The 14,092-nt window shown below is 72.9% G+C and carries 10 protein-coding genes and 2 pseudogenes; 8 read left to right on the top strand and 4 right to left on the bottom strand.

Annotated features, from left to right (window positions below; translation table 11 throughout):
* Positions 1 to 763 precede the first annotated feature (763 nt).
* From CP967_RS22655 to CP967_RS22685, 8 genes and pseudogenes are all read left to right on the top strand, one after another.
* Positions 764 to 1,144, top strand: coding sequence for an SH3 domain-containing protein (locus tag CP967_RS22655; RefSeq protein ID WP_150489725.1), 381 nt, complete (start codon positions 764 to 766; stop codon positions 1,142 to 1,144).
* 301 nt (positions 1,145 to 1,445) lie between these two features.
* Positions 1,446 to 2,051, top strand: a complete 606-nt coding sequence (locus tag CP967_RS22660; RefSeq protein WP_150489726.1) for a DUF4291 domain-containing protein — start codon at positions 1,446 to 1,448, stop codon at positions 2,049 to 2,051.
* Between the two features lie 182 nt (positions 2,052 to 2,233).
* Positions 2,234 to 2,623, top strand: a complete 390-nt coding sequence (locus tag CP967_RS22665; RefSeq protein ID WP_150489727.1) for a hypothetical protein — start codon at positions 2,234 to 2,236, stop codon at positions 2,621 to 2,623.
* 135 nt (positions 2,624 to 2,758) lie between these two features.
* Positions 2,759 to 2,902, top strand: a pseudogene (locus tag CP967_RS35255) (glycosyltransferase); the annotation flags it as partial.
* Positions 2,903 to 3,588: 686 nt separating this feature from the next.
* Positions 3,589 to 3,972, top strand: a complete 384-nt coding sequence (locus tag CP967_RS35260) for a glycosyltransferase (protein ID WP_308436084.1) — start codon at positions 3,589 to 3,591, stop codon at positions 3,970 to 3,972.
* 529 nt (positions 3,973 to 4,501) lie between these two features.
* Positions 4,502 to 7,234, top strand: a complete 2,733-nt coding sequence (locus CP967_RS22675) for an alpha/beta fold hydrolase (RefSeq protein ID WP_150489728.1) — start codon at positions 4,502 to 4,504, stop codon at positions 7,232 to 7,234.
* Complete coding sequence (locus CP967_RS22680; RefSeq protein WP_150489729.1) at positions 7,231 to 8,133, top strand: ABC transporter permease; 903 nt, start codon at positions 7,231 to 7,233, stop codon at positions 8,131 to 8,133. Before CP967_RS22675 ends, CP967_RS22680 begins: the two co-directional genes overlap by 4 nt.
* Before the next feature lie 129 nt (positions 8,134 to 8,262).
* Positions 8,263 to 9,870, top strand: a complete 1,608-nt coding sequence (locus CP967_RS22685) for a vWA domain-containing protein (protein ID WP_150489730.1) — start codon at positions 8,263 to 8,265, stop codon at positions 9,868 to 9,870.
* A gap of 277 nt (positions 9,871 to 10,147) precedes the next feature.
* Here the strand turns inward: CP967_RS22685 and CP967_RS22690 are convergent, their stop codons facing one another.
* The 4 genes and pseudogenes from CP967_RS22690 to CP967_RS22710 form a co-directional block, all read right to left on the bottom strand.
* The gene (locus CP967_RS22690) at positions 10,148 to 10,462 is read right to left on the bottom strand and encodes an L-rhamnose mutarotase (RefSeq protein WP_150489731.1); all 315 of its coding nucleotides are present in this window, start codon (positions 10,460 to 10,462) and stop codon (positions 10,148 to 10,150) included.
* A 191-nt stretch (positions 10,463 to 10,653) separates the two neighbouring features.
* Positions 10,654 to 11,043 (bottom strand): annotated as a pseudogene (locus CP967_RS22695) (GNAT family N-acetyltransferase); the annotation flags it as partial.
* Between the two features lie 555 nt (positions 11,044 to 11,598).
* Complete coding sequence (locus tag CP967_RS22705) at positions 11,599 to 12,954, bottom strand: phosphoribosyltransferase family protein (RefSeq protein ID WP_150489732.1); 1,356 nt, start codon at positions 12,952 to 12,954, stop codon at positions 11,599 to 11,601.
* A gap of 286 nt (positions 12,955 to 13,240) precedes the next feature.
* Positions 13,241 to 14,038, bottom strand: a complete 798-nt coding sequence (locus CP967_RS22710) for an ABC transporter ATP-binding protein (protein WP_190175020.1) — start codon at positions 14,036 to 14,038, stop codon at positions 13,241 to 13,243.
* Between the last annotated feature and the right edge of the window lie 54 nt (positions 14,039 to 14,092).

A 14,092-nucleotide genomic window follows, 5' to 3' on the forward strand; every position in this document is an offset into this window, starting at 1 on the left:
AGGCTTGGCCCGGCCGCAAGCACTTCGAGCCGCGGATCGCCCTGCCGTACGCCGTCCCGGGTGCCAGCCATACCGCCCTGGGCTTCTTGCCGCCTGTGCCCGCATCGGTGAAAGGGGTCGAGGGCGGCGAGAGCGGCCGCCGGACTCCCTGGCCAGGGAGTTGCTCCCCGCACGTGCGGGGGTGACCCCGATCAGGCGGTGCGTGTCGAGCGAGGCGACGGCTGCTCCCCGCGTTGCGGGGATGACCCCATCCTCAGCGCGGGCATCTGCCCGGGCCGACTCTGCTCCCCGCGTACGCGGGGATATTCCGGCCGGAACAGGTCTGTCGGGTGGGCGAAGATACTTCCCGCACGCGGGGAAGCCCGTCGCCGAGGCCGGGTAAAGGTACTCGAACTCGTTCTGTACTCCGATGGCGGCCTACGGCTTCGCGGGGGAAGCGGATAAATGGGCGCGGAGCCAGAATTTCACACCAGTTGCCGCTGACCTTCCCCCGGGAAGGCGCCGGAGCATCATTCTGAGCCAATGGTGAAGTCTTCACGGGCGAAACCGAGGGGCTCGCGTGCACCGGTCGGGAGCAGGTCGTTGCTGTGGCCATGAGAGGCAGATGTATGGGGCACTTTTGCGCCGTCTTCTGGGCCCGGCGGGCCGAAGAAAGAAACGGAGATGGCTGGAGAGGGAGCAGTTGGGTTTACTTCCCGTCGAAGATCCCACAACGACCTGCCGCGACATCTTGCGATGCGCGGCAGCTTGAGAGGAGATCACCTTGAAGTTGCTCGCTCGTTTTCGGAAGACCAAGAGGACGGCGATCCTTTCCACAGCCCTTCTCGGCCTGGTCATCCCGACGAACGCTCTGCTCACCGCCACGCCGGCCGCCGCTGTCTCTTGCAGCGGATGGGGATGGAGCAACCCCGACGCAGGCCACGGTTACATGACGAAGAGCGGTACCCATCTGAAGTCCGGCCCGTACTCGGCATGCGCCGACCTGACGACCACGGTCCCCGTCGGCACCCACCTGTACTACCACTGTTACGTGGTGAACGACTACGGCAACACCTGGACCCACGTGCGGATCGACGGAACGAGCATCGAGGGCTGGACTTCGGACGACAACCTCGACGACAACGGGGCGACCAGCCGCTGCTGAGTCCGTGGCGGTGCCGCTCCGCAACTGAGGAGATCTGGTCCCCGGTCGGAGCCACCCGCTGACAGTGATGTGACCGGTGTTTCTGCTGATGAGCTGACTTGCCCACGGGCTGTCGTCGCCGACTGCCCTGTCCGAGGTCGTCGACCCGTCGGCGGGACCACCGGTCACGTGGCCGGACGGGCTTTGCCACGTCAGGAACCCGGCCGGCTGGGGCTTTTCCGGGCGGCGTCGGTGGACACCCCCGCACCGCGTACGGAAAACCAGATGCCGGGGCGCACCGGGGTCGCGCATCCTGGGCCGCATGAACGACCCTCTCCTTCCGCCCCGTTACGAGATCCGCGCACAGCACACCGAGTCCACCGTCACCGTGTACCAGGCGTACCGTCCCGCCATCGGACTGCCGGCCGCACGCGACGGGAGGTTTCCCGACGCGTGGAAACGGGAGCGGATGACGTGGATCAAGCCGAGTTTCCTGTGGATGATGTACCGCTGCGGATGGGGGACGAAGGAGGGACAGGAGGTCGTCCTCGCCGTCGAGATCGAACGGAGCGGTCTCGCCTGGGCCCTGGAGAACGCCGAACTCTCCCACTACGTGCGGGGTGTGCACGAGGACCAGGCGGCGTGGAAGCGGGCGCTGCGTGCGGCACCGGCCCGGGTGCAGTGGGACCCCGAACGTGACCTGGACCTGAACCCGCTCGGGTACCGCTCGCTGCAACTCGGACTGGCGGGAGAGGCATCCCGGCGTTACGCGGACGAGTGGACGGTGTCCATACGCGATGTCACACCCCTGGCGCGTGAGGTGCACGCGGCCGTGCGGGCGGGGGAGCGGGAGAGGGCAGCCGCCCTGCTGCCCGTGGAGACGCCGCTGGACCTGGGAGCCCCGCGTCCGGTGGCGGCAGCGGTGTGAGCCCTCGCGGGTGACACCCGGCTGTACGGGAACCCTGCCGCCCCTGTGCCCCTGCCGCCTCTGTGCCTCTGTGCCTCTGTGCGGGATCGTCGACCGGGCCGAGCACGGCCGACAGCTGTACTCTGCTGCGGAAGTTGAAGATGTACAGGACACACACGTGGGCTTTCGGCGGGGGGCGAAGGATGCGCGTACGTCAGGCCGTTCTCCCTGTTCTCGCCCTGCTGGTGCTGACGACAGCGGGGTGTTCCTCATCCGGGGACGAGGACGGGGACGGAGACGATCAGAGGCTGACCGGGCTGCGGGAGACCTACTGCAGGGAACTGGGGATGTGGCAGAGGGTGCGGAACTCCGCGGACACGGTCACCCCGGACCCGTCGGCGTACGACGAGGCCGGGGACGTGGCTCAGGACGTGTTGCGCGCGATGCGCCCGCTCCGGGAGGAGAGCGTCCACGGGGGAGCCACCACCTTGGGCGAGGCGACGGCGCGGACGGTCGGCAACAGCGACGGCGAGGCGGAGGGGAGCGTCGTGCGGTACTGCGCTGACGCCGGCTTCGAGACGCTGACACGCTGAGGGCCGTCCGCCAAAGCTCCCTCGGAGGCGAGCCGAGAGCAGGAGGACCACCCGTCGGCTTCCGGGGAGGCGAGGTCTCTTTGGAAACGAAGCGTGCGCGGCGCGGGGGCCGTGCGCACCGGGGAGAATCGCCCCATGCGGATTCTGATCATCACCGCCGGTTCACGAGGAGACGTCGCGCCCTTCACCGGCCTGGGGCGGCGCCTGCTGGACGCGGGCCATCAGGTCGCCGTAGCCGCTCACCCGTCCTTCGCCGCACTCGTCGGCGGGTGCGGTCTCGATCACCGGCCCATGCCGGGAGACCCGCAGGAGCTGATCCGGGGCTGGGCCCGTGCCGCGACGCGGGAGGAACGCCGGGCGTTGACGAGGGCGTACGCGGACGGGCTCGCCGACGGAGTGGCGCAGGCCGTGGCGGGCGGAACCGACCTGGTACTCACCGCCTTCGGCCCGGCACCGCTCAGCCGGGCAGCCGGTGAGGCGTTCGGGGTCCCCGTCATCGGTACCTACCTCGTACCGCAGTTCGCCACCCGGCAGTTCGCCCTGCCCGGCGCCCAGGACACCGGAGAGCTGGGGCCGGAGGGCAACCTCGCCGCAGGCCAGGAAGTGCTGAGGCGTGCGGAAGGGCTCTTCGCCGGCGCCGTGACCCGGCTGCGGGCCCGCCTCGGACTGCCCGCCGCCCCGCCCTCCGTACCGGCGGACACCGGGCCGGTCTTCCACGGTTTCAGCCAGCTGGCGGTTCCGCGCCCGGAGGACTGGCCGTCCCGGGCCGAAGTGACGGGCTACTGGTGGCCTCCGAGGCCGTACGGCTGGCAGCCCCCGGCTGAACTGACCGACTTCCTCCAGGACGGTCCGCCCCCGGTGTTCATCGGATTCGGCAGTATGGCGCCGGGGCACGGGGAACGGCTCAGCGAACTGGTGACGGCGGCGGTGAAGCGGGCAGGAGTACGCGCGGTGGTGCAGGCGGGATGGGCCGGACTGGACGGCTGCGGACCGGACACCCTGGCCATCGGCGACCTCCCGCACGACTGGCTGTTCCCCGCACCGCCGCCGTCGTCCACCACGCCGGGGCGGGCACCACCGGAGCCGGACTGCGGGCCGGGGTGCCCGCCCTGCCGGTACCTGTCATGGCCGACCAGCCGTTCTGGGCCTCCCGGCTGCACCGGTTGGGTGTCGCCCCCCGGCCACTGCCGTTCCAGGACCTCACCGCCGAAACCCTCGGTGACGCGATCACGTCCTGTCTGGCCGAGCCGTCCTATCGCCACCGTGCGACCGAACTCGCCCGTGGCATCGCCGCGGAGGACGGCGCGGGGGCGGTGCTGGCCCACATCGGACCGGGCGGGCCCGGGTGAACCCGGCGCTTCTCGGCGGCTGGGCGGGCGGGTACTTTGGAGCCTGTGTGCCTCGGGCCGGAAGCGGTGAAGACGGACCAGAACGGCAAGGCCGGCCGATAGAGCCCCTGGCCAGGAAGACTGCTCCGCCGCCTGTGCGGGGATGACCCCCTGTCCGAGCCGGAGGCGGAGGCCAACCGGCTCTGCTCCCCGCACGTGCGGGGATGACCCCACGCGGATCGTACCCACCGGCTTGCCCGGTATCCGCTCCCCGCGCACGCGGGGATGACCCCACCCCGGGCGGTGACATCGGTATCGGGTACCTCCGCTCCCCGAGTGCGGGGATGACCCCGGCGACGTGCGCATCGGCGAGGGAGGCAGCCTCTGTTCCCCGCGCACGCGGGGATGCCTCCGCCCTCGCCCCGTCCCCGTACCCGCGTTGCCGTACCGCACCCGGAGTACGAGCGGCCCGCCCGTACCCCCAGGGGAGGGCGGTGGCCTCCCCCCGGGGTGGGCCCGGGACGCGGAACCAGCCGTTTAGGGTCGAGACATGCAGACTCCGACTTCCCGGTGGCGCGCCCGCGTTCCCCGCCTCCCCCGGTCACGGGGCCGGCGGGCCGCGCTCGTCGCCGTGTTCGCGCTGCTCGTCGGGGCGGGCACCTGGACCGCCGTCGCCGACGACAACGCGCCGTCCGTACATCGTGAGGACCGGATGATGCGGGTGAACGGGGTGTCCGTGGACACCTCGTACTTCACCACCGGCGGGTCGCGGCCCAGACCCGCCGTGCTGATCGGCCACGGTTTCGGCGGCAGCAAGGACGATGTGCGCGCACAGGCCGAGAAGCTGGCCGCCGACGGGTACGCCGTGCTGACCTGGTCGGCGCGCGGGTTCGGGAGGACGGGCGGGGAGATCACGCTCAACGCCCCGGACCGGGAGGTCAAGGACGTCTCCGGGCTGATCGACTGGCTGGCCGGGCGGCCCGAGGTGAGGCTCGACGCGGAGGGGGACCCGCGCGTCGGTGTGACGGGTGCTTCCTACGGTGGTGCCGTGTCGCTGCTGGCCGCCGGATACGACCGGCGGGTCGACGCGATCGCGCCGATGATCACTTACTGGGACCTGGCCGACGCGCTGTTCCCCGACGGGGTGTTCAAGAAGCTGTGGGCCGGGATCTTCGTCACGAGCGGCGGCGGCTGCGAGAAGCTGGAGAAGCGGCTCTGCGAGATGTACGAGCGCGTCGCGGTCAGCGGTGAGCCCGACGCCGCCGCGCGCCGGCTCCTGACGGAACGTTCACCCGTCGCCGTGGCCGACCGTATCGACGTTCCCGCGCTCATCGTCCAGGGGCAGAGCGACTCCCTGTTCCCGCTCTCGCACGCCGACACGATGGCGAAGGCCATCCGCTCCAACGGGGCGCCCGTGTCCGTCGACTGGATCGCCGGTGGCCACGACGGCGGCGACATGGAGGGCGACCGCGTCGAACGCCGGATCGGCAGCTGGTTCGACCGGTACCTGAAGGACGAGAAGGGCACCGACACCGGCCCCGCCTTCCGCGTCACCCGGACCGGAGGGGTGGACTCGACCGACGGGGCCGCCCTGACCCGTGGTGCGGACGGCACCGTGTACCCGGGCCTGCACAGCGGTGGCGAGCGGATCGAGCTCGGTGACGGGCAGCGGCGTACGCAGACCCTCCACAACCCCGCGGGCGGCGGACCGCCCTCCGTCTCCGCCGTCCCCGGCATCGGCGGCGGACTCGGACAGCTGTCCTCCTTCGGCGTCGGCCTTTCCATGGACTTCCCCGGCCAGTACGCCCGTTACGACTCCGCCCCGCTGGACGGCCCGCTGCGCGTCACCGGTTCACCCACCGTCCGGGTCGCCGTAAGGGCGGACGACGTGACGGCGGAGGACGTGACGGCGGACGACGGGAAGACGGAGGACGGGAAGCCGGGGGACGGGAAGGACGTCGTCCTCTTCGGCAAGGTGTACGACGTCTCGCCCGACGGGAAGCAGCAGCTCCTGCCGTCGCAGCTCGTCACCCCCCACCGGATCACACCGGACGAGCAGGGTGAGCCGGCCGAACTGGCCCTGCCCGCCATCGACCACGAGTTCGACGCCGGCCACCGGCTCCGTCTCGTCCTGTCCGCGACCGACCTCGGCTACGCCTCACCCGCCGAACCCGCCACCTACACCGTCTCCCTCGACGGGCCGCTCACCGCCCCCACCGCGCCCGCCGTGAAGACCGCCGCCGCCCCGCCCGCCCGGTGGGTGTGGGCCCTGCCCGCCGCCGCCCTCGTCGTGGCCGCACTGCTCCTGCTCACCGCGCGCAGGCGTACGACGACCCCGGCCCCCGACCCGTCCCTGGCCGGCGTACCGCTCCTGATCACGGGCCTGTCCAAGAAGTACGCCAAGTCGTCCGACCGGTACGCCGTACGCGATCTCGGCTTCCGGGTCGAGAAGGGACAGGTCCTCGGCCTCCTCGGGCCGAACGGGGCGGGCAAGACCACCACCCTGCGCATGCTGATGGGGCTCATCACCCCCGACGCCGGTGAGATCCGGGTCTTCGGACACGCCATCCGCCCCGGTGCGCCCGTGCTGTCCCGGGTCGGCTCGTTCGTCGAGGGCGCGGGATTCCTGCCCCACCTGTCCGGGCGCGCCAACCTGGAGCTGTACTGGCAGGCCACCGGCCGTCCCGCCCAGGACGCCCGTCTCGACGAGGCGCTGGAGATCGCCGGACTCGGCGACGCGCTGGCCCGCGCCGTACGGACGTACTCCCAGGGCATGCGGCAGCGGCTCGCGATCGCCCAGGCCATGCTCGGCATGCCGGACCTGCTGATCCTGGACGAGCCGACCAACGGTCTGGACCCGCCGCAGATCCGCGAGATGCGGGACGTGATGATCCGGTACGCGGCGGGCGGGCGCACCGTGATCGTCTCCAGCCACCTCCTGTCCGAGGTCGAACAGTCCTGCACCCACCTCGTCGTGATGGACCGGGGACGGCTGGTCCAGGCCGGGCCCGTCGCCGAGATCACCGGCTCCGGGGACATGCTGCTGGTCACCACCGCCCAGGAGGTGCCCGAGGTCCTCGCCGAGAAGGCCGCCGCCCTGCCGGGCATCGGCTCCGTGACCCGCACGGACGACGGCCACGGGCTGCTGGTACGCCTCGACGGCGCCACCACCGACCGGCTGGTCGCCGAACTCGTGCGCCTGGACGTACGGGTGACCGGGGTCGGGCCGCACCGCCGCCTGGAGGACGCCTTCCTCACCCTGATCTCCGGAGGTTCCGCATGAGCGCCGAGACGGACACGAGTACCTCGACCGACCTCCGGAGCCTGGCCGAAGCCCCCGGCTACCGTGCCGGCCGCACCCTGCCGCTGCGCGTCGAGGCGATGCGCCAGCTGCGCAGACGGCGCACCCTGCTCATGGGCGGGGTGCTGGCCGCCCTGCCCTTCGTCCTGATCGTCGCCTTCGCCATCGGCGGCACCCCCGGCGGTGAGGGCGGGGGAGGGGGCGGTTCGCGGATCAACCTGATGGACGTGGCCACGGAATCCGCCGCGAACTTCGCCGCGACCTGCCTGTTCGTCTCGGCGGGCTTCCTGCTGGTCGTACCGGTCGCGCTGTTCTGCGGGGACACCGTCGCCTCCGAGGCGAGCTGGTCCTCGCTGCGCTACCTGCTGGCCGCACCCGTGCCCCGGGCCCGGCTGCTGTGGAGCAAGCTGGTCGTGGCGCTCGGCTTCAGCCTGGCCGCGATGGTGCTGCTGCCCCTCGTCGCCCTGGCCGCGGGAGCCGTCGCGTACGGCTGGGGGCCGCTGAGGCTGCCGACCGGGGGAGCGCTCGCCACCGCCGACACCGTGCCCCGGCTCGCCCTCGTGGTCGCGTTCGTCTTCGTCTCCCAACTCGTCACGGCCGGACTGGCCTTCTGGCTGTCCACCAGGACCGACGCCCCTCTCGGCGCGGTCGGCGGCGCGGTCGGGCTGACCATCGTCGGCAATGTGCTCGACGCCGTCACCGCGCTCGGCTCCTGGCGCGAATTCCTGCCCGCCCACTGGCAGTTCGCCTGGGCGGACGCCCTCCAGCCCGAACTGGAGTGGGGCGGGATGGTGAAGGGCGCGGCCGTATCGGTGACCTATGCCCTGATCCTGTTCGCTCTCGCCTTCCGGGGGTTCAGCCGTAAGGACATCGTGTCCTGAGGGAGACCTTCCGGCCCCCTCCCGGGCGCTGTTGCCGCATCGAGACTCTTCCGCAACACATTCGTCCGATCCGCCCCGGCACCTCGTACGTCCCATCCACAGATGTTCCCGACGACATGGGGGGTACGGATGGAACACAGGACGAGGAACCGTCACGGCGCGCTGGCTCTGCTGCTGGCGGGCGGCATGCTGATCACCGGCTGCGGCGCGGGCGGCCCGGACCAGGAGACCGCCGCCGACCGGAACACCGGCACCCGCGCGCCGGCGGCCGGGGGGACACCGGCCCCCGCGCAGGGGTCCGCCGCTCCCGGGCAGCGGGACGAGGCGGCACCGGGGCAGGGCGAGGAGGACAGCGCCGCCGGAGCGGAGAAGGCCGCACCGGACTACCTCTCGACCTTCGCCCTGGACGTCGACACCGCGAGCTACGGCTACGCGCGCCGGACGCTCGGTGACGGACGGCTGCCCGAACCGGGCACCGTACGGCCCGAGGAGTTCGTCAACAGCTTCAAGCAGGGATACGAGCGGCCCGAGGGCAACGGGTTCTCGGTCACCGTCGACGGTGCGCGGGCCGCCGGTGCGGGCGACTGGTCCCTCGTACGCGTCGGACTGGCCACCAGGCCCGCCGCCCGCACCTCCGAACGCCCGCCCGCAGCACTGACCTTCGTCGTGGACATCTCCGGGTCGATGGCCGATCCCGGCCGCCTCGACCTGGTGAAGACCTCGCTGGGCATCCTCACCGACGAGCTGCGCGACGACGACTCCGTCTCCCTGGTCACCTTCAGCGACGAGGCGAAGACCCTGCTGCCGATGACCCGGCTCAAGGGCAACCGCACCGAGATCCGTGACACCGTGGGGGAGATGGAGCCCGCCGCCTCCACCAACGTGGCGGCCGGCGTCGAACAGGGCTACGACGAAGCGGTCGACGGATACCGCGAGGGCGCCAACAACCGGGTCGTCCTGCTCTCCGACGCCCTCGCCAACACCGGGGAGACCGAGGGCGAGGCGATCCTCGAACGGGTCGGTGACGCGCGCGAGGAATACGGCATCACCCTCTTCGGCGTCGGCGTCGGCAGCGACTACGGCGACGAACTGATGGAGACCCTCACCAACAAGGGGGACGGCAACACCACCTACGTCGCCGACGAGGCCCAGGCCAGGAAGGTCTTCGTCGACCAACTGCCCGCCCATGTCGAACTCAGGGCCCGCGACGCCAAGGCCCAGGTCGCCTTCGACCGCGAGACCGTGCGGCAGTTCAAGCTCATCGGCTACGAGAACCGCGAGGTCGCCGACGAGGACTTCCGCGACGACAGCGTGGACGGCGGTGAGGTCGGCCCCGGCCACACGGTGACCGCGCTGTACGCCGTACGGCTCCGCGAGGGCGCGTCCGGACACGTGGCGACCGCCACCGTGCGCTGGCTCGACCCGGAGACCCGCACGGCGCGGGAGGAGACCGGTTCGGTGGAGACCGGCGCCGTCGACGGCGCGCTCTGGACGGACAGCGACCCCCGGCTCCAGGTCACGGCCGTGGCCGCGTACTTCGCGGACGTACTCCGGGGCGGCGACCTGCCCGGCACCCCCGCGCTCGGCGTACTCGCCGACCGCGCGCGCACGCTGGCGGCCGCCACGGAGGACAGCTCGGTGGAGAAGCTGGCCACCGCGATCGAGCAGGCCGAGCGGATCGGCGGCGGCAGTGGTGACGGGGCGCCGGGCGGGGAGGGCGAAGGAGAGATGGACTGACCCTTGCCCCTTGATCCCTGCCCTCTGACCCCTGATCCCTGACCTCTGATCCCTGACTCGCGTCCCGCGAGCTGCGGCCCGCGTCCCGTGCGGGCGGGCGGTCCGGTCGCCCGGGGGCGGGTGGCCGGACCGGCTCCGGGCGTCGGTCCCGGGCGACGGCTCCGGGCGACGGTTCCGGGCGTCGGTCCCGGGTACCCGGGGCCGGGCGGCGGCCCGGGGGATCCACGACCGGGCAGCGGTCCGGGCGGCCGGGCCCGGTTCCGGTGCCGGGCGGGGCTCAGGCGAGGTGGAAGACCTCGGTCAGGGGGACCATCGCCTCGTCCGGCGCCTCCGGCTGCTCGAAGAACTCCGCCATCTCCCGCTGCCACCGCCCGTTGACCTCGGTGGCCGCCATCGCCTCGCGGGCCGCGTCGAAGTCCTCCGTCTCCAGGTATCCGACGAGCAGGCCGTCCTCGCGGAGGAAGAGCGAGTAGTTGTGCCAGCCGGAGTCCGACAGCGCGGCGAGCATCTCCGGCCACACCTCCGCGTGCCGCCGACGGTATTCGTCCTGTCGGTCCGCCCGGACCTTCAGCAGAAAACAGACACGCTGCATGATGACGCCGCCCCCTCGCCCCGGACGCTCCCGGATTCGCTGGACAGATTGGCTCTGAAAGGATTCAGCGCCTCGGAACGTAGCGGGGGCGGAGGACTCCGTCAATGGCCGAGGACCCGGCCGGGACGGGCTGGGACACCCGGCCCGGCGCGGAACGCCACGCAGGGCTCGGGTCTCCTGTCCGGCCGCCCCTACTCGGCGCCGTACGCTCCGGTGGCGGGGGCCGCCGGATGGTCCGGGCCGAGGAACACGGCCAGAGCTCCCCTCCCGGGCACCCCCACCGGCACCTGGTACCAGCCGGCACGCCGGTAGAACCGCACCGCGTCCTTTGCCCGCAACGAGGTGAGCAGCCAGCACCGTCCGTCCGGGGCCGCCTCGGTGACCGCCGCGAGCAGCGCGAAGCCGGTACCGGTGCCACGGGCCCAGGAAGCGACGGCCAGTTCGTCGATCTCCAGCGCCCCGCACAGCCAGGCGGCGACCCGGTCCGGGCCGAGGGCCGCTGCGACGTCCGCGTAACTGCGGTCGTCGGGGAAGGGAGCGGGGGTGGTCCAGGCGGTCGCGAACCCGCACACACCGCCACCCGGCCCGCTCTCCCAGGCCGCCCGGTTCTCCCCGCCCGGCTCGCCCTGCCCGCCCGGCTCCCTCTCCCCGCCCGGCTCGCCCTGCCCGCCCGGCTCCCTCTCCCCGCCCGGCTCGCCTGTGCCGCCCGGTCCGTCTGCGGCGTCCGGTCCGTCTGTGCGGCCCGGCTCGCCTGTGCCGTCCGGACCGCCCGTACGGCCCGGTCCGCTCGCGCCGAGCGCCACGGCCCCGATGAAGCCGGGGCGGACCGCGTCGGAGGCCAGCCGCTCGGCGTACCGCCCGGCCGCCGACGGGTCCTCGTTCCACGGCGGCCCGGAGAAGGCGTCCGCGTAGACCTCCCGGATTTCTTCGATGTACGCCGATACGCCCTGGCCGTCCACAGCCGTCACCCGCACGCCCGCCACCACTCCGCCCTCGTCGCCACGCGGCTCCGTCCGCTCCGTCCACCGGCCGCCGCTTCGCCCGGTTGCCGTTCCGCCCCCACCACCGTGGCACCCGGCATCCCGTTCCGTGCGACAGAGGGTAGACGGGGGCCGGGGCCGGCGGAGGGCGGTGGCTCAGCCGGGGCCGTCCGCCCGGTCCGGCAGGAGGTGCCGGGTGAACCACCGTCCGGCCAGGTCCGCGACCCGGTCCAGGGCTCCCGGTTCCTCGAACAGATGGGTGGCGCCGGGGACGACCTCCAGCCGGTTCTCGCAGTGCAGCGCAGCCTGCGCCTGCCGGTTGAGATCGATCACCGTGGTGTCGTCGCCGCCGACGATCAACAAGGTCGGCGCGCGGACCGTGGCCAGGTCCGCGCCCGCGAGGTCGGGGCGTCCGCCCCGGGAGACCACCGCCCCCACACCGGAATCCGCGGACGCTGCCGCCCGCAGAGCCGCCGCCGCACCGGTGCTCGCGCCGAAGGTTCCCACCGGGACGCCCACCCGGTCGCGTACCCAGCGGGTGGCGTCCGCCAGCCGTTCCGCGAGCAGCCCGATGTCGAACACGCGGGCACGGTCGCCCTCCCCCCCGGGGGTGAGCAGGTCGAAGAGCAGCGTGCCCAGACCCGCTGCGTTCAGAGCCTCCGCCACGGCACGGTTGCGCGGGCTGTGCCGGCTGCTGCCCGAACCGTGCGCGAACACGACGACCGCACCGGTGCCGCGCGGGAGGGTGAGACTCCCGGGCAGCCGGACCCCGCCCGCCGCCACCTCGATGTCCCCGGCCCGGCCCTCGGCCCCCTCCCCGGCCAGGTCTCCGGTCCGTTCCCCTGCCTGCTCCCCGGCCCCGGCCTCCCGGGGGCCGCCTCCCGTGGCCCGCGCCAGCAGGGCGACCACCTCGTCGTCGGCGGTCTGCGAGAAGTCCCGGTACCACTCGCCGACGGACGCCAGGGGGACCGGGGTGGACACGCACACCACCTCGTCCACGTCCTCGCGCAGCCGCTCCACCACCTCCGGGGACGCCACGGGGACCGCCAGCACGACACGGCCGGCGCCCTGGGCCCGTACCACCTGGCAGGCGGCGCGGGCCGTCGCACCGGTGGCGATCCCGTCGTCCACCACGATCACCGTGCGGCCCGCCAGCGGCAGTCGCGGCCGGCCCGCGCGGTAGGCGTGGGCCCGGCGCGCCAGCTCCGCCTCCTCGGCACGTTCGACCTCGGCGATCTGCTCGTCACCGACCCCGGCACGGCGGACGATGTCGGCGCTGATGACCCGTGTGCCGTCCTCGCCGATGGCTCCGAAACCCAGCTCGGGGTGGTACGGCACACCCAGTTTGCGGACCACCGTCACATCCAGCGGCGCGCCGAGGGCCCGCGCCACCTCGAACGCGACCGGGACCCCGCCACGCGGCAGCCCCAGGACCACCGGGTCCCCGCTCCGCAGATGCCCGAGTTCCTCTGCGAGTCGGCGCCCGGCGTCCGTACGGTCGGTGAACAGCACGGTGAGTCGCCTCCATGCCCGGGGGGCGGGGGAGTGGGTGTTCGAAGAGGGCTCCGGCGGGGCACCGGAAGCGATCCCGCCCCCTTCGAAAGAAGCTCATGAGCGAAGGCCCGGCAAGTGCTCACGCCGGCCCGTACGCCACGAACCGGGGCGGACGCACCGCCCCCCGGGGGACCCGCCCCGGCCCCTTGTCCACCTCCAGCCCCTTGTCCACCCCCGGCCCTTGTCCACCCCCGACCTGCGCCCGCCCCGGCCCCTTGTCCGCCCCGGCCCCCGCCCGCCCCGGTCAGCCCGGCCGCTGCGCCGCCGCCGTGCGGCCGGTCCGTACGGACCAGCGGCCCTCGTCCCGGAAGAGGCGTACCGGGTGGCCGAAACAGGCGCTGACCAGCTCACCGGTCAGGGTCTCCCCGACCGGCCCCGCCGCCAGACGGCGCCCGCCCCGCAGCAGCATCGCGTGGGTCGTACCGGGCGGCAGCTCCTCCAGGTGATGCGTCACCAGCACCGAGGCGAGCTCCGGATGGCTCTGCTGGAGCGTGTCGATCCGCTCGATCAACTGCTCGCGTCCGGCCACGTCCAGCCCGGTCGCGGGCTCGTCCAGCAGAAGCAGCCGTGGGCGGGGCATCAGCGCCCGCGCGATCAGCGCACGCCCCCGTTCGCCCTGGGACAGGGTCGGCCAGGCCGCCTCCCGGCGATGGGCGAGACCGAGCAGTCCGATGAGATGGTCGGCCCTGGCCGACTGCTCGGCTGTCGGATGCCGGCGGGGGACGCGCTCGATGCTGTTGGTCAGCCCCGTCAGCACGACATCGCGGACCTTCAGCGGAGACCGCAGGGCGTGCCGCGGATCGACATGGCCGACGTACGTACGCAGGCTGCGCAGATCGACCCGCCCCAGCCGGTGCCCCAGGACGTCCACCGTCCCGCGCGACGGGTGGGTGAGGGCGCCGAGCAGACCGAGCAGGGTGCTCTTGCCGGCACCGTTCGCACCGAGCAGCGCCCAGTGCTCACCGGCGCGCACGGTCAGTGACAGCCCCTCCAGGATCGGGTTGCCGTCGCGTACGACGTCCACGTCCCGGGCGCACAGCACCGGGGGAGCGTCCGCCGGACGGGCCGGGGCCGCTTCCGCGTCCGGGGCGCCGCC

This window comes from Streptomyces nitrosporeus, assembly GCF_008704555.1.
Classification (GTDB): domain Bacteria; phylum Actinomycetota; class Actinomycetes; order Streptomycetales; family Streptomycetaceae; genus Streptomyces; species Streptomyces nitrosporeus.

Bases quoted from the DNA above. Each gene is read 5' to 3' on its own strand.
- CP967_RS22660 (WP_150489726.1), top strand. From the start codon at position 1,446: ATGAACGACCCTCTCCTTCCGCCCCGTTACGAGATCCGCGCACAGCAC.
- CP967_RS22665 (WP_150489727.1), top strand. From the start codon at position 2,234: ATGCGCGTACGTCAGGCCGTTCTCCCTGTTCTCGCCCTGCTGGTGCTG.
- CP967_RS35260 (WP_308436084.1), top strand. From the start codon at position 3,589: ATGGGCCGGACTGGACGGCTGCGGACCGGACACCCTGGCCATCGGCGA.
- CP967_RS22675 (WP_150489728.1), top strand. From the start codon at position 4,502: ATGCAGACTCCGACTTCCCGGTGGCGCGCCCGCGTTCCCCGCCTCCCC.
- CP967_RS22680 (WP_150489729.1), top strand. From the start codon at position 7,231: ATGAGCGCCGAGACGGACACGAGTACCTCGACCGACCTCCGGAGCCTG.
- CP967_RS22685 (WP_150489730.1), top strand. From the start codon at position 8,263: ATGGAACACAGGACGAGGAACCGTCACGGCGCGCTGGCTCTGCTGCTG.
- CP967_RS22690 (WP_150489731.1), bottom strand. From the start codon at position 10,462: ATGCAGCGTGTCTGTTTTCTGCTGAAGGTCCGGGCGGACCGACAGGAC.